The 15,992-nt window shown below is 66.3% G+C and carries 10 protein-coding genes and 1 pseudogene; 4 read left to right on the top strand and 7 right to left on the bottom strand.

Going from position 1 to position 15,992, the window contains the following annotated elements:
- Positions 1–42: 42 nt before the first annotated feature.
- Both ACEI37_RS07735 and ACEI37_RS07730 read left to right on the top strand, forming a co-directional pair.
- Positions 43–513, top strand: a complete 471-nt coding sequence (locus tag ACEI37_RS07735) for a (2Fe-2S)-binding protein (protein WP_373376162.1) — start codon at positions 43–45, stop codon at positions 511–513.
- Positions 514–2,805 carry a molybdopterin cofactor-binding domain-containing protein gene (locus tag ACEI37_RS07730; RefSeq protein ID WP_373376161.1) on the top strand — a complete coding sequence of 764 codons (2,292 nt, stop codon included), beginning with the start codon at positions 514–516 and terminating at the stop codon, positions 2,803–2,805.
- 47 nt (positions 2,806–2,852) lie between these two features.
- Here the strand turns inward: ACEI37_RS07730 and ACEI37_RS07725 are convergent, their stop codons facing one another.
- Complete coding sequence (locus ACEI37_RS07725) at positions 2,853–4,076, bottom strand: MFS transporter (protein ID WP_373376160.1); 1,224 nt, start codon at positions 4,074–4,076, stop codon at positions 2,853–2,855.
- 231 nt (positions 4,077–4,307) lie between these two features.
- Between ACEI37_RS07725 and ACEI37_RS07720 the strand changes: the two genes are divergently transcribed.
- Complete coding sequence (locus ACEI37_RS07720) at positions 4,308–5,195, top strand: LysR family transcriptional regulator (protein WP_373377734.1); 888 nt, start codon at positions 4,308–4,310, stop codon at positions 5,193–5,195.
- A 1,395-nt stretch (positions 5,196–6,590) separates the two neighbouring features.
- On the opposite strand, the pseudogene ACEI37_RS07715 reads toward ACEI37_RS07720, so the two are convergent.
- The 5 genes and pseudogenes from ACEI37_RS07715 to ilvD all read right to left on the bottom strand — a co-directional run.
- Positions 6,591–7,286, bottom strand: a pseudogene (locus ACEI37_RS07715) (DUF2235 domain-containing protein); the annotation flags it as partial.
- A 534-nt stretch (positions 7,287–7,820) separates the two neighbouring features.
- Positions 7,821–8,381 (bottom strand): DUF3304 domain-containing protein, encoded by a 561-nt coding sequence (locus ACEI37_RS07710; protein ID WP_373376159.1) that lies wholly within the window; start codon positions 8,379–8,381, stop codon positions 7,821–7,823.
- Between the two features lie 94 nt (positions 8,382–8,475).
- Complete coding sequence (locus ACEI37_RS07705; protein ID WP_373376158.1) at positions 8,476–9,357, bottom strand: DUF4123 domain-containing protein; 882 nt, start codon at positions 9,355–9,357, stop codon at positions 8,476–8,478.
- 11 nt (positions 9,358–9,368) lie between these two features.
- Positions 9,369–12,278 (bottom strand): type VI secretion system Vgr family protein, encoded by a 2,910-nt coding sequence (locus ACEI37_RS07700; RefSeq protein ID WP_373376157.1) that lies wholly within the window; start codon positions 12,276–12,278, stop codon positions 9,369–9,371.
- 220 nt (positions 12,279–12,498) lie between these two features.
- Positions 12,499–14,358 carry a dihydroxy-acid dehydratase gene (gene ilvD, locus ACEI37_RS07695; RefSeq protein ID WP_115682310.1) on the bottom strand — a complete coding sequence of 620 codons (1,860 nt, stop codon included), beginning with the start codon at positions 14,356–14,358 and terminating at the stop codon, positions 12,499–12,501.
- 283 nt (positions 14,359–14,641) lie between these two features.
- On the opposite strand from ilvD, the gene ACEI37_RS07690 reads away from it, so the two are divergent.
- Positions 14,642–15,664, top strand: coding sequence for a class I fructose-bisphosphate aldolase (locus tag ACEI37_RS07690; RefSeq protein ID WP_373376156.1), 1,023 nt, complete (start codon positions 14,642–14,644; stop codon positions 15,662–15,664).
- 74 nt (positions 15,665–15,738) lie between these two features.
- Here ACEI37_RS07690 and ACEI37_RS07685 read toward each other — a convergent pair whose 3' ends face one another.
- Positions 15,739–15,972, bottom strand: coding sequence for a DUF2945 domain-containing protein (locus tag ACEI37_RS07685; protein WP_373377733.1), 234 nt, complete (start codon positions 15,970–15,972; stop codon positions 15,739–15,741).
- Between the last annotated feature and the right edge of the window lie 20 nt (positions 15,973–15,992).

The following is a 15,992-nucleotide window of genomic DNA, read 5'->3' as shown; positions in this document are numbered from 1 at the left end:
TTGGCATGGCACCGTGCCATTGTCTTCACAAGGAGTTCCCCCATGACAAGATTCCAGGTCAATGGCCAGCCCAGGGACGTCGACGTTCCCGACGAGATGCCGCTGCTGTGGGCATTGCGCGATGAGCTCGGCATGACCGGCACCAAGTTCGGCTGCGGCATGGCGCTGTGCGGCGCCTGCACCGTGCACGTCGATGGCACCGCGATCCGCGCCTGCGTGACGCCGGTCTCTGCCGTCGCGGGCCGCTCCGTCGCCACCATCGAAGGCATGGAAGGCGACCGCGTGGGCCAGGCGGTGCAGCAGGCGTGGATCCAGCATAACGTGGCCCAGTGCGGCTACTGCCAGGCCGGGCAGATCATGACCGCTGTCAGCTTGCTCAAGACCACTCCGGCACCGACCGACCGGCAGATCGACGAGGCCATGAGCGGCAACATCTGCCGCTGCGGCACCTATCCGCGCATTCGTGCCGCGATCCGGCAGGCGGCCAGCCGCCTGGCGCAGGGAGGCAAGTAAATGGACAACATCGCTCGACTCTCCCGGCGCGGATTCCTGCGCGGCAGCCTGGGCCTGATGACGCTGGCCGTGACCAGCGGCGGCCTGGTGAGTGTGGCCCATGCTGCGGACGCCACGCCAAAGAAGTTCGGTGCCGACTCCATGCCCGGCGGCACCGTCGACGACCCACTGGCGTTCGTCTCGATCGCCGCCGACGGTACCGTCACCATCGTGGCCCATCGCGCCGAGATGGGCACCGGCGTGCGCACCAGCCTGCCGATGGTGGTGGCCGACGAGATGGAGGCCCGCTGGGAGCGCGTCAAGGTGGTCCAGGCCGAGGCCGACGAGACCCGCTACGGCAACCAGAACGTCGACGGCTCGCGCAGCGTGCGGCATTTCCTGATGCCGATGCGGCGCGTCGGCGCGGCCGCCCGTCAGATGCTGGAAGCTGCTGCCGCCGCCCGCTGGTCGGTGCCGGTGTCCGAGGTCCGGGCTGTCAATCACGAAGTGCTGCACCAGCCTACCGGGCGCCGCCTGGGCTTTGGCGAGCTGGCGACCGACGCGGCGCGCCAACCGGTGCCGAAGGGCGATGCACTCCGGCTCAAGCCCCGCACCAGGTTCCGCTATATCGGCAAGAACGCGGTGCGGCCAGTCGACCAGGAAGCCATCGGCTCGGGCCGCGCCGTCTATGGCATGGACCTGCGCCTGCCCGGCATGGTGTATGCCGTGGTGGCGCGCCCGCCCGTGGTGGGCGGCAAGCTGCGCCGCGTCGACAGCCGCAAGGCGCTGGCGGTGCCGGGCGTATTGAAGGTGGTGGAGATTCCCGCCTTCCAGGGCGCGCCGGCGTTCCAGCCGCTGGGCGGCGTGGCGGTGGTCGCCCGCAACACCTGGGCTGCGATGCAGGGCCGTGCTGCGCTGGAGATCGAATGGGACGACGGCCCGAACGGCAGCTATGAGTCCGACGCGTATCGCCGCACGCTCGAGGCGGCTTCGCGCGCGCCGGGCAAGGCGATGCGCAACCAGGGCAATGCGCAGCAGGCCTGGGAGCAAGCGCCGCCCGCCGAGCGCATTGCCGCCGACTACTACGTGCCGCACCTGGCCCATGCGTCGATGGAGCCGCCGGTGGCCACGGTGCGCATCCGCGGCGGCAGCGCCGAGGTCTGGACCTCGATCCAGAATCCGGTTGCCGCGCAGACTGCCGTAGCCAAGCGGCTCGAGCTCAAGCCCGGCAACGTCAGGGTCAACGTGCTGCTGCTGGGCGGCGGCTTTGGCCGCAAGTCCAAGCCGGATTTTGTCGACGAGGCCGCCATCGTCGCGCAGGCGATGCCCGAGGGCACGCCGGTCAAGCTGGTGTGGACGCGTGACGACGACATCCACCACGACTACCTGCACACCGTCTCGGCCGAGCGGCTGGAGGCCGTCATCGACAGGCAGGGGCAGGTAAAGTCCTGGCTGCACCGCAGCGCCGCGCCCACTATCGCCTCGCTCTTCACCGGGGGCGCCAAAGGCCAGCAGTTGTTCGAGTCGGCCATGTCGGCGATCAACATGCCCTACCGCATCGACAACGTGCGCGTGGAAACCGCCGAAGTGCCCGCGCATGCGCGCATCGGCTGGTTCCGCTCGGTGGCCAATATTCCGCATGCGTTCGCGGCGCAGTGCTTTATCGCCGAGCTGGCGCACCGCGCCGGCAAGGACCACCGGCAGTTTGCGCTAGACCTGATCGGACCCCCGCGCAAGATCGACCCCGGCACGCTGGCCGACACCTGGAATTACACCGAATCGCCCGAACGCTATCCGTATGACACGGGCCGCCTGCGCGGAGTGATCGAGGCCGCCACCCGCGGCGCGGGCTGGGGCCGCAAGCTGCCCAAGGGCCACGGTCTGGGCCTGGCGTTCTGCTACAGCTTCATGAGCTATACCGCCACCGTGGTCGAGGTGGCCGTCGATGCGAAGGGCGAGGTGCGTGTTGTGTCAGTGGACATGGCGATGGACTGCGGCCCGCAGATCCACCCCGACCGCATCCGCGCACAGATGGAAGGCGGCGCCATCATGGGCCTGAGCCTGGCGCTCGCCAGCGAGATCACCTTCGACAAGGGCCGCGTGATGCAGAGCAACTTCCACGACTACGAAGTGCTGCGCCACCATGCCTCGCCGCGCGTGATCCGCACCCACCTGGTCAACGACAACCATGACCTGCCGCCGGGCGGCGTGGGCGAGCCGCCGGTGCCGCCGGTCGCGCCCGCGCTGTGCAACGCGATCTTCGCCGCCACCGGCAAGCGCATGCGCAGCCTGCCGGTGCGCAAGGTGGCATAAGGGAAGACGCCGCGACCCTGGTCGCGGCGCCGTTCGAGCAAAGCGCTTCAGGCGACCCGCGCCGCTTCGGCGCGACCCGTCAGCCAGGTAAGCAGAGCCGCGATACCCAACAGCGCCGCGCTGGCTGCGAAGGTGCTTTCATAACCGCTGCGGTCAAACAGCAGGCCACCGACCGTGGAACCCAGCGCGATGGCAAGCTGGACCACCGCCACCATCAGGCCGCCGCCGGCCTCGGCATCGTTCGGGAAGGTCCTGGCGATCCAGGCCCACCAGCCGACTGGCGCCGCGGTGGCAACAAGGCCCCACACGCCCAGCAACGCGACCGTCGCGGCAGCCTGGCTGCCGAATGCCATCAGCCCCAGCGCAATCCCGGCCATCACCGCCGGTATGGCGATCATCGTCGCGTAGAAGCCGCGCCGGAGCGCCGCACCAATGGTCATGGTGCCGATAAGGCCCATGACACCGATCACCAGCAGGATCAGCGACAGCGACGACACATCCACCCGCGTCACCGTCTCGAGGAACGGCCGCACATAGGTGAACAGCGTGAACTGACCCATGAAGAAAACGCTGGCGCCGAGCATGCCCAGCACCACCAGCGGCTGGCGCAACAGCCGCAAGCCGTTGCGGGAACCGGTGCTGCGCGCTGCCACCGGCATCGCAGGCAAGGTCGCCCACTGCCACGCGAAAGCGATCAGCGCCACCGGCACCAGGCAGAAGAACGCGCCGCGCCAGCCGATCACCGCGCCCAGGTAGCTGCCCAGCGGCGCCGCCACCACCGTGGCCAGCGCGTTGCCGCCGTTGAAGATCGCCAGCGCGCGCGGCACGTGGCCGGGCGGAACCAGCCGCATCGCCGTTGCCGCCGACATCGACCAGAAACCGCCGACCACCACGCCGATCAACGCACGGCCCGCCATGTAGGCCAGGTAGTTGGGCGCCATTGCAATCACCGCGCCGGAGACCGCCATCAGCGCCGTCAGCCCCAGCAGCAGCGTCTTGCGGTTCATGCTGCCGGCCAGCGTGGCGATGAACAGGCTGGTCACCACGGCAAAGGCGCCGGAGATCGCAATGCCCTGGCCCGCCAGGCCTTCGGTGACATGCAGGTCGGCGGCCATCGGCGTCAGCAAGCTGACCGGCATGAATTCCGAGGCAATCAGCGCAAACACGCACAGCGTCATCGCAAACACGCCGCCCCAGTAGGCGGGCTGGCGTTCGGCATCGTGCGCAGGCAGGGTCGCGCCCACGGGGGCGTCACAGAGTTGGGTTGTCATGCAGTTCGGGAGATGTATTGCGCGCACGACGCCGCGTCGCTCCGTTAGGGTCGGGAGCGGCGGGGCTGCGCGCGCTGTGCGGAGAAAATGTGCCGGAAGCGGCAATGGCGAAGCCGGATCCCGGCCTCTTCGTCCCACTCATCTTCGCGCGTGGACGCTCCCATGACTAGCTAATGAATGCTTAAAGAGGTTATAAGCAACACTAATCAATATGACGATGGAGACCGACGCATGGTCCGACGCAATCTGAACGACCTGCTGGCATTCGTGACCGTGGCACGCGAAGGCAGCTTTACGCGGGCCGCCGCGTCGCTGGGCGTGACGCAGTCCGCGCTGAGCCAGGCCGTGCGCGGCCTCGAGGAACGGCTGCGGATCCGGCTGCTGACGCGCACCACGCGCAGCGTCTCGCCCACCGCGGCGGGCGAACGGCTGATGCAGGCCATCGGCCACCGCTTCGACGAAATCGAGGCCGAGCTCGACGCCCTGACCGCCTTGCGCGACAAGCCCGCCGGCACGGTCCGCATCACCTGCGGCGACAACGTGCTGCACACCATCCTGCTGCCCAGGCTCACGCCGCTGCTGCACGAATACCCGGACATCAAGCTGGAGTTCGACGTCAACTACGGCTTCCGCGACATCGTGGCCGACCGCTTCGACGCCGGCGTGCGCCTGGGCAGCACCATCGACAAGGACATGATCGCCGTGCCCATCGGCCCACCGCTGCGCATGGCGGTGGTGGCATCGCCCGCCTACTTCGCCGCCAATCCGCCGCCGAAGACACCGCAAGACCTGATGGCGCACCGCTGCATCAACCAGCGCATGCCCACGTCCGGCGGGCTCTACGTCTGGGACTTCGAGCGGCGCGGCCGCCAAGTGAACGTGCGCGTCGACGGGCCGCTGATCTTCAATACCACCCAACCCCAGGTGGTCGCCGCCCTGGCCGGGCTGGGCATCACGCTGCTGCCCGAGGATGAACTGATGCACCATATCGAAGCCGGCCGGCTGGTGCGCGTGCTGGAGGACTGGTGCCCGAAATTCAATGGCTACCATTTGTACTACCCCAGCAGGCGGCAGCCGTCGCCGGCGTTTGCGTTGGTGGTGCAGGTGTTGCGGGGGTAGGAGCGGGAGCGGAGACAATCGATCGCCGCGGCCAGGCCCGTGGCCTGCGCCTATTTCTCCTGCTCCTCCATGAACACAGTAATCGCCGCCATTTCCGCTTCCGTCGCGTTCATGACACGCCACAGCTCGACGTTCTCGAGATAGAGATCCTGCGGTATCGATCCGGTTGGCGTAATTGCTCAGCGCCTTTCCAACCGCCTCGGAACGGGCGCGGGTCTGCTTGAATTTTTGATCCAGTTCCTTCATCCGCTTTTTCAATGCGCTGGCGTCCAATCCGGCCAGTTGCGGGAAGCTGGCGCGATAGTCCATGTACTTGTCGTCGTAGACCGTCCGCCACCGCAGATAGCCCCACATCTGCCAGAACTCGCGCCCACTGGCCTGCTGCGGCAGTTGGTCGGTGTAGGAGGGATCCTTCAGGGCTTCGTCGACCGACTGGCCCTTGGCTTCGCGTTGTCGTTTGAGGCGGGCCTGTGTCTCCAGCATCGCCTTTTCCTGTGCGCTCAATGGCGGAGGCGGCAGGACGCCGACCTTGGCCGTCATGGGCGAGATCGTGGCCAGCGCTGCTTCGTTGCGGGCGGCGGCTTTTGCAGCAGCCGCATCGAGCTTGTCCTGCTGTTTGCGGTACCAGACATCGTCGTCGTCACCCATGGGCTTGAACCAGGCGCGGGAGTCGTGCACATGGCGCGAGAAGAAGACGTCGATAGCCGGCGGAACATCGGTGTTGTCCCAGGCCCGCTTGACCTCCTTCCACATGCCGAACTTGATGCCGATCGCCCTCTTGGCCTGATAGAACATGGTGGCGCCCTGCACGGCACCGACGGCCGGCATCCAGGCGATCGGCCCACCGGGTGCTTCGGGCACCGCGGCCTGCACGGCCGGGCGCACGGCTGATCCGGCGATTGCCGCGGTTGCCGCGCCGAGGTTGGTGACCTGGGTTTCGGCGACCCATTTCGCGCCTTCCATCAGCCAGCCGGTGTAATGGCCCCGGGCCCAACTCGGTACCAGGTTCTCGTAACTGTCCTGGTGCCTGATCCACTTCCATTCCTCGGCCAGTTCAGCATCGGCGTTGATCAGGTCCGTGCGGTCGTTCCTGGGCGCGCGTTGGACGCTGGGCATGGTTGCCACCTTGCCCAACCAGCGACGGCGCCAGCGCAGAAAGTAGCCGTAATGGTGTCGGATCAGGTTCGCGGTAGTGTCGGGCTGTGAGCCTGAGGTAGCTGTAGCGTCTCGGTAGGCGTTGAAGGCTGCGATGAGATCAGGATCGACCTTGAACTGATCTTGCAACTCGCTTGGCGCGCTCGACGGACTCCTCAGCGGCACACCTGCAATGACAGCCTCCCGGTACATGTGCGCCAGCGGAACCTGTGACAGCTTGGCGCTGTCGTCAGGTGTCCCGTCGGCGCGGCAGCCGCGGCCCTGTTCGCCGGGCTCATAGCCACCGCCGAGGTCGGAATGGACGCCCGGATAGACGAACTCCTCCACGTTGCCGCCTTGCGCACTGTCCAGCGGAAAGGAGCCGCGTACCTCATGGCTCGATACCAGATGCACGCAGCGCTTGACCAGGTCAGGGCCGGGGATTCGCAGCCACCGCTTCTGCGCCCACGCGCCATGCCCGGAAACCATAGTCTCCATCATGCTCTGCGCAATGCCAGCGGAGGCGACGGTATCGAACAGCCCAAGGAAATCGACCTGGACGGGTATTCCGCACAGGCTGAGCTTGTCCCCATTGGTATCGCACGCATCACGCAGCCAGTTGCAGAAGACGCGCGCTTGTGCTGCGCCGCGCGAGAAGCCAAATACATGCAGGCGAATGCGCTTGATGATCGGCTTGCGGTCACGCGGAAGGTTGCCCAGAACCCTCGCCAGTTCTGCCTTGCGTTCGTTGAGCACGCGCCGGCGGCCCTTGGTATTGACCTCACGCCAGTTGGTGCGGGCCACCGCAGTCAGGGAGGCGAGGGGCCCAACGCCTGAGCGCAACTTCCGATCGAGTTCCCCCTTGGCGCGGTACTTGCGCTTTAGTTCGCGCTCGATATCGCTGCTGTTCCCGAGGTTCGGGATCCGGATTTCGGGGGCGTTCAGGTCGGCGCTCATCTGCTTGACGAGGTCTCGGTCCTTGGATGCCCCTGTCATGGCGTGACTATGGTAGTGGGCGTGAAGATGATTGTGTAGCTGCAACAAGGCCCAGTTAATGCGCGCCTCGCCGCCCCAGCCCGCTGCGGCGCCGGCGACTGCCTGAATGCCAATGCCTACATCTCCCACTTCCCTGTAAAAGGGCGTACCGACGCCCGCCGCGTAGCTACGAAACCTGTATCGCTTCAACTCGGATTGCTTTGGTTCAATATCGAACAAGTCAAAGAGTCTCGCGACGTTGCTCTGAGCACTGCGCGGCCGGTCATTGTCCGCGTTGTTACGGGTGCCGTCGAAGAAGAAGCCGAAGTGAAGTTCCTCTTCGCATGGAAGCGGTCTTTTGAGACAGATATTGAGTCCGGTGTATTGGCGATACTTTTCTTGCGGCGAGAGTTCAAACGGCTTGACGGAGCATGGCGGCGCGAACTGAACGACAGTCATAGATTCTGCGGTCTAGCGGAATGGTCGGTACGAGAATCAAAGCAGCCAAGTGGCCACCTATCGGCTTGTCCCAGGGAGTTCAGGGGGATCTCGCTTTTCAGGGCTGTAGCACAGACGCCGGTCTTGCGGGGCGCGGCGCTTCAGGCACGCTTCCTTGGGGTCCTCAAGTTTCGCGGGATCGTCCTTGGCACCCGGCAGCCATTTGGTCAAGAACAGTTTGACCTGTTGGTTCGGAAAGACGGCCACATAAAAGTAGGCCGCATCCTCCGTCGAGTACTTTTCAATTGGAACCTCCTTGGTGTACAGCGCCTTCTTGTCCCTTGCGTACAACTCGTCGTCGCTCCACTTGATCGTGACCTTGAAGTTCGGATCCCAGTGTTTGGGTACGGAAATTCCGCCGGTCCAACTGGTGCCCCCAGCGTTCGCGACCATTCCTCCCGCCCATTGGCCATCGACGTACACAACGCCGATCGGCACGTCGGTGTAATTGAGCACGCCGATCTGGCCGCCGAGCGTATCGTCCTCTTCGACAGTGGCCTGCGGTGGCTCCGCCTTACCGCAACCGGCCATCCCGAACAAGGCCGCGGCCAGAATTAAAACAAGCGAACCTCGGATCATTCTTATTGCCATCATTGGTTATCCGTTATGCGCCTGGATGATGCCATGACGCCAGTCCAGCAAAAGGCCAATGCCGTCGTCGAGGCCTTCACTATCATGCCTCCGCGAGCAAATACTCGCGCAACGCTTCCGGGGAGTGGTGTGATTCACGCAAGCATTGCTGAAGCTCGGGCGCCTGCAGGCCGGGCTCGCCTGTTGCCAAAGCATACGAAGCCAGCAGGAGCATGTCCGGTATGGCCTCAATGCGATGCTGCCTGGCCAGCGCAAAGGCCCGAGCGACGAGCTGATGCGTTCGCACTCGTTCTGTTGTGGGCAGGATGCCGGGAGATTGCCGGTACAGCGAGTCCAGCAAAGCATCCGGCATCGCTGCGTCCACCATCCGATCGAGTTCTTCCTGGGAGAGCATCAGCGGGCCGGATGGCTGCGCTCCAGGTCCGGTCCGACGCTCGCTAAGCGGCACCGACTCGATTAGGCCTTCCCGGTTCACAAGGTGCCACTGCGCGACAGGGGCTGTGAGCTGCGCCCACGCGGCTGGTCCAAGGGCAAGAGGCAGAGCGGAAAGCACGCGTGTGTCGGCAAAGCGCAGCAGGAAACGCGTGTCATCGCCCTCGACTACCGGCTGCAGGCAGGGTTGCCATAGCTGCGCCAGACGCTCCGGGGATTCGCATGACGCCACAAAGCTCAGCATCGGCCTGCCCTGGCAGTGCTTGCAAAGCGCCAGGATCATGGCGCGCCGTTCATCGCCGGCCAGGCCGTCCAAGGGCAACAGGTAAGGGGAGACCGACAGCAGGTCGCGAAGCACGCCCGCCTCGCTGTACAAAGGGTAGCGCGGGACAGGTGACGCGAAGGGTCTCGCGCCGTGATCGAACGCAGCATCAACGAGGGCAGACCAGTGCAGGCCCTCGGTACTGTCAAGGCGTGGCAACAAGCCATCAAGCCATATTTCGGGATCGCACGACTCGACTGCGACGTACATAGGCGCCTCTTCTATACGGTAGCCAGCGGCATGCCGGCGGCGGCCGCATTGAGCAGGCAGTCGAGACACGCTGTCTGCGGAAACTGTGGCAGCGCATACGGTGTGCTCTCCGCCCCCTCGAACGTCCTCTTCGCGGCCTTGTAGGTGATTGGTCCCGGGCACTCGACGGTGATGTTGCCATCCTCCATCGTGATGGCGGCGCCGCCTGCGGTCGCGATGCGGATGCGCTTGGCCGCAGCAAAGTCCACGGTCATGTTGGCCGAGACGATCGTCAGGTCATCGCGCGCGGCGAGCTTCAGCAGATCATGCTGCGCCTGGAGATCGATGTCGTCCTGCCCCGCCGTCAGCTGCAGGCCGACGTTGCCTTCGCCGGCAACGGACAGGCCGGCCGCAATGCCGATGGCCTGGCCCGCCTGTACGCGCGCCTGTCCGGCCACCGCGATGTTGTTGTCCTGCCCGCTGGCCAGCACCACACTCTCGCCATTGGCAAGCTGCAGGTCCTGTCCCGCCACCATCGCCACCCCGGCCCTGCCGTTCAGGTGGACCATCGGCTCGCCTTGATGCGGGACCTTGCCGGACGTACCGGTATTACCGCTGGCCGCATCGCCTCTCGCAGCCGCGAGCGACAGCCCATCGACCATGCCCGCAGCGGCTTTGGCCTGTCTCGTCAGCGGCGCTTCGTCGTCCTTCCCGGTCGACAGACCCTGGCTCTGGTGCGTGGTCGCACCCTGGTCCAGCGTCCTGACCAGGTCCCCGGCCTGGCGTAGCAGCGCGATACCGGCCGCATTGTCGCCCGTGGGCAGCGCTCGGCCCGTCTTCGCATCGCGGTAGGTCGTCAGCAGTAGCCCGGCCCGGCCCCGCACGGCAACGTGGCCGTCGGTGCGCAGCTCGAACCCCTGGCCGCGGAAGCTGCCCCGGCGATTGTCCTGCTGGTGGATCACATGGCCAAGGTTGAGCTGGGTGGCTTTCTCCGTGGTAGCCAGCTGTGTGCGCAACTGCCCGTCGCTGTCGTCCAGCACTAGCTGGTTGTAGCCCTTGCCGCCATGTTCCTGGCTCTTGAACCCCGTCAGCGCGGCGGGGTTGCGATGGCCATCTGCAGCCGCGCCCATGCCGTGCCACGCTGGGCTGTTGCCACCGGTCAGGTTGCCCTGGGCGCTCGGCTGGCTGTCGGAGCCCATCGCATAGATGCCGCTCGGGTCATAGGGCTGGGCGAAGGTCGTGCTGTTCACGGACTTTCCGCCCGGCGCGGGCGCGATGCCGGCTTCACCCTGGCCGTTGTACAGCGCACCGATTACGAACGGCTGGTCGATGTCGTCATCCGCAAACTTGACCAGCACCTCCTGGCCGATACGGGGCAGCCATTGCCAGCCCATGCCGGCGCCGGCCTGTCGCTGTGCCACGCGCACCCAGCGACTGCTGCGGTCGTCGGCGCGCTCGCCGCGCTGCCAGGGAAAGCGCACGCGAATCTGCCCGCGCGGGCTGGTGTGATGTTCGGCATTGCCGTCCGGCTGCGTCTGCCCGTCGGGGCCGACCACGATCGCCGTATGAACGCCGAGCGGGGTAGCGCGGCTGTAAAGGCGCGGACAATCAGCGCCCAGGACACGCGCGCGCCATGGCCGCCGCGCGTCGTAGGCGCGGAACAGGCATGCGTAGCCCTGTTGTTGCGCTGCCGCTTTCAGCGCTGAGGTAGGGCTGAGCCGATCAGCCTCGCAAAACGGAAAGGGGGTCGGCAAGCCAAGCGTGAGTTCGGCAATATCGGGGGCCGGTAGCGGTGTGTCGAAGCACAGTGCCGCGTCCAGCGGCCCCAACCGGTCTGCCAGCGCCGCACGCGTGTCGGCGGCGAGGTTGTTGATGCCGCAGTGCTCGACGGCGTCGACCAGCAGCGGATAGCCGATGGCATCGTCATCCAGCGGCGGCAGGTACGGGCAGCCATTGACGGTCAGCCGGGTGCCGCTACGCAGCGAGCGCACCGAGGCGCGTCCGGTGAAGCGCAGCGACCGGACTTCGATCGCTTCCATGACTTGCTCGGCGACTCGCTGGGCGCTGGCCGCGTCCGGCGCGAGCGACAGACTCACCGACAGATAGGGATCCGGGCTCGCGGCGCGGTTCACATGGCCAGCGAAGCGGGCCGGTGCGTGAGCCCGGATCGTGCGCTTGGATTCTGCGTCCCACGCGGACACGGCGACGCCTCCCACGCCCAGCGAGGTTTCGCAAGCCAGGTGCTGGATCGCGTCCCGGGCTTCCTGGCTATGCGCACGGTGGAAACGGATGCCGCCGCCATCCGCCGACTCGGCGTCTTCGGGCAGTTGCGCGCTGTCGGCAAAGATCACCACCGCGTGCCCACCGGCGGCTTCGTCGTCTTCCACCACGGTGTAGCCCAAACCGGCCTCGGCCAGGAGGCGCGACAGGAACTGGTAGTCGGTCTCGCGGAACTGCGCGATGTGGGCGCGCGCGCCGATCGCCGTGATGCGGGCCTCGGCGCCGGCGGCATAGCGCCACTGCGCGTAGGGCGAATATGGCTGCAGGATCGCCTCGATGATGCTGTCGAGGCGACAGTTCTGAAAGACCTGGCTGTTGCGCTGCTGCGTGGTCAGCCACAGCCACGGCACTACGGTCAGCCGATAGCGCGCCAGGCTGCCATCCGCGCCGAGCTTCTCGGCTTGCCGGATCAGGCCGGTACGGCGCGACTGCCCGCCACCCGCCAGCGCGGTAAGCAGCGTGACTCGCTGTCCAAGCAAGCTGTCGAGCGGGATGTCGGCATTGGCGCTGAGCGCGATGATGCGTGATTCCGCAAGCATCGAAACACCTTCGCGGCCGATCCATGCTTCAACGGCAAGTTCCTGGAGCGGCGAGCTGCCGTCCAGCCTGTACAGGCGGTGGTGCGATGAAAAAAGGTGCTGATAGAGCGTGGCACGGTCCATTTTCCGAACAACCAGGGCAGCGCAATCGCCGGGAGGCGAACACCCGAATTTGCCCCGAAACCTTGCGGAAGTCCATCAGAAATGTATCAAATGATATTTATATCTATTTTTATCAGATTAAAGAAACCGTCATGCCTCTTTGCGGCTTCGCTAAACAAAAAAAGCCGCTCCAAAGAGCGGCTTCCCCTTGACGCAAAGCAGGCCCCAGCCCGCCCCCGCATCAATCATCCAACAGCGACAAATCCCGCACCGCGCCCTTGTCCGCCGACATCACCAGCTTGGCATATGCCTTCAGCGCTGCCGACACCTTGCGCGGGCGCGGCTTGGCCGGTTTCCAGCCCTTGGCGTTCTGCGCTTCGCGGCGGCGTGCCAGTTCCTCGTCGGACACCAGCACGTTGATGGTGCGGTTGGGGATGTCGATGCGGATCTTGTCGCCGTCCTGCACCAGACCGATGGCGCCGCCGGCTGCGGCCTCGGGCGAGCAGTGGCCGATGGACAGGCCCGAGGTGCCGCCGGAGAAGCGGCCGTCGGTCAGCAGTGCGCAAGCCTTGCCCAGCCCCTTGGACTTGATGTAGCTGGTCGGGTAGAGCATTTCCTGCATGCCGGGGCCGCCCTTGGGGCCTTCGTAGCGCACGATCACCACGTCGCCGGCCTTGACCTTGTCGTTGAGGATGTTCTCGACCGCTTCGTCCTGCGACTCGGTGACGTGGGCGGTGCCCTCGAACACCAGGATGCTCTCGTCGACGCCGGCGGTCTTCACCACACAGCCGTCGAGCGCGATGTTGCCCGTCAGCACCGCCAGGCCGCCTTCCTTGGAGAAGGCGTGCTCGTAGGAGCGGATGCAGCCTTCGGCGCGGTCCAGGTCCAGGCTGGGCCAGCGCGTGTTCTGGCTGAACGCGACCTGGGTCGGGATGCCGGCCGGGCCGGCCAGGTAGAACTGCCTGACGGCCTCGTCCTCGGTACGGGTGATGTCCCACTGCGCCAGGGCGTCCTTCAGCGTGGGCGCGTGCACGGTCGGCACGTCGGTGTGCAGCTTGCCGGCGCGCTCCAGCTCGCCAAGGATGGCCATGATGCCGCCGGCGCGGTGCACGTCCTCGATGTGGTACTTGTTGGTGTTGGGCGCGACCTTGCACAGCTGCGGCACGACGCGCGACAGGCGGTCGATGTCGGTCATGTCGAAGTCGATTTCCGCCTCGCGCGCGATCGCCAGCAGGTGCAGGATGGTGTTGGTCGAGCCGCCCATGGCGATGTCCAGCGTCATGGCGTTCTCGAACGCCTTGAAGCCGACCGCGCGCGGCAGCACGCGCGCGTCTTCCTGTTCGTAGTACTGGCGCGCCAGTTCGACGATGCGGCGGCCGGCGCGCTTGAACAGCTGCTCGCGGTCGGCGTGCGTGGCGACCACGGTGCCATTGCCGGGCAGCGACAGGCCCAGCGCCTCGGTCAGGCAGTTCATCGAGTTGGCGGTGAACATGCCCGAGCACGAGCCGCAGGTCGGGCAGGCGGAACGCTCCACCTCGGCCACGTCGGCGTCGGAATACGCGCTGTCGGCGGCGATCACCATGGCGTCGACCAGGTCCAGCTTCTTGAACTCCATGGCCTTGGTGACGGGGTTGGCCAGGCGCGTCTTGCCGGCTTCCATCGGCCCGCCCGAGACGAAGATCACCGGGATGTTCAGGCGCATCGCGGCCATCAACATGCCGGGGGTGATCTTGTCGCAGTTGGAGATGCACACCATGGCGTCGGCGCAGTGCGCGTTGACCATGTATTCGACCGAGTCGGCGATGATGTCGCGGCTGGGCAGCGAATAGAGCATGCCGTCATGGCCCATGGCGATGCCGTCATCGACCGCGATGGTGTTGAACTCCTTGGCCACGCCGCCCGCGGCCTCGATCTCGCGCGCGACCAGCTGGCCCAGGTCCTTCAGGTGCACGTGCCCCGGCACGAACTGCGTGAAGGAATTGACCACGGCAATGATGGGCTTGGAGAAGTCTTCGTCTTTCATGCCGGTGGCGCGCCACAGCGAGCGCGCCCCCGCCATGTTGCGGCCGGCGGTGGAGGTTTTGGAACGGTATGTGGGCATGGTCTTGCTTTAGAAGTATCGCGGTAGGAAGCGGGCCGCGGGAATAAGGGCCCTGGCATGCCCGTGCGATCAACCTCTTGAGCTGCGCCGTGGGCAAAGCCGCAATTATCCCACAGCCGGCGCGGCAGGCGCTTCCCCCGCCGCGCGGCGCGACGTCACCCGCCAGGTCGGCCGCAATGTTCGGGCGGCCACCATGGAAGCGCACCATCGGCCGCCGATACCCTTGCGCGATTGCCGATTCGGGGAAATGCTTGCGTTTATGTCACCTGCGCGGAGCAACGTCATGGACACTTCAAGCGAACTGCAAGCCACCGTGGACGCCCTGGCACAGCCGGGCAAGGGCCTGTTGGCCGCCGACGAAAGCGGCCCGACCATCGCCAAGCGCTTTGAGCGCATCGGCGTGGAATCGAGCGAAGAAAACCGGCGCGCGTGGCGTAACCTGCTCCTGGGCACGCCGGGGCTGGGCGACTACATCAGCGGCGTGATCCTCTACGAGGAAACGCTGGGCCAGAACGCCGACGATGGCACGCCGCTGCCGGAGCTGGCCGCGCGCCAGGGCATCGTGCCCGGCATCAAGGTCGACAAGGGCAAGCTCCCCCTCCCGCTCGCTCCTGGGGACGAGATCACCGAGGGGCTCGACGGGCTGGGCAAGCGGCTGGCCGGCTACCGGCAACAAGGCGCGCGTTTTGCGAAGTGGCGCGCGGTCTACAACGTGTCCGACACCCTGCCCGGCCTCGCCGCCGTGCAGGCCAACGCCGAAGCGCTGGCCCGCTACGCGGCGATCTGCCAGCAGGCCGGCGTGGTGCCGATCGTCGAGCCTGAAGTGCTGATGGATGGCGGTCACTCCATGGCCCGTTGCGCCCAGGTCACCGAGGCCGTGCTGCACGAAGTCTTCCACGCCCTGCATCGCTACGGGGTGGCGCTGGAACACATGCTGCTCAAGCCCAGCATGGTGCTGCCCGGCAAGGACGCCGGCCACGCGCCACCGTCGGAGGTGGCGATGCAGACCGTGCGGGTGCTCAAGCGCACCGTGCCCGCGGCGGTGCCGGGCATCTTCTTCCTGTCCGGCGGACAAACTCCCAGCGAAGCCACCGCCAACCTCGACGCCATGAACCGCCTGGCGCCGCTGCCGTGGCGGCTGTCCTTCTCCTATGGGCGCGCGCTGCAGGAACCGCCGCTGCTGGCCTGGCGCGGCGACCCCGCCAACGCCGCGCAGGCGCAACAGGCGCTGCTGCTGCGGTCCCGGCTGAATGGCATGGCCTGCCTGGGAAAATATGAGGCGGCACTGGAGGGCGCTGCGCGCTAAGCGTCCACGATGGGCCCCTGCGGGTGCAGGCGTGCGACGCAAACGCCGGCGTCGCACGCCTCGCCCTTGGCCGATCACATCGCGCCCTTGCCCTTTCCCTTCACCAGCTTGAGCACGGCACCCTTGTGCGCGGCGATGTGATCCGTCTTGTCGCTCTTGATCTCGTATTGCGGATCGTCTTCCGACGCCCGGTGCCTGTGCCCCTTGTAGTCGAAATCGGCCGTATGGACGGCGATAATGGTGCCCGCGACGCGGCCGGCCTCGGAATTCCAGGAGACGTGGTCTCCTATCTTGAAGTGTCTGGTCATCTCACTATCCTCCGGCAGGC

The organism is Cupriavidus nantongensis, from assembly GCF_041726985.1.
Lineage (GTDB): Bacteria > Pseudomonadota > Gammaproteobacteria > Burkholderiales > Burkholderiaceae > Cupriavidus > Cupriavidus nantongensis_A.
This window is presented reverse-complemented; position numbering and strand designations above follow the sequence as displayed.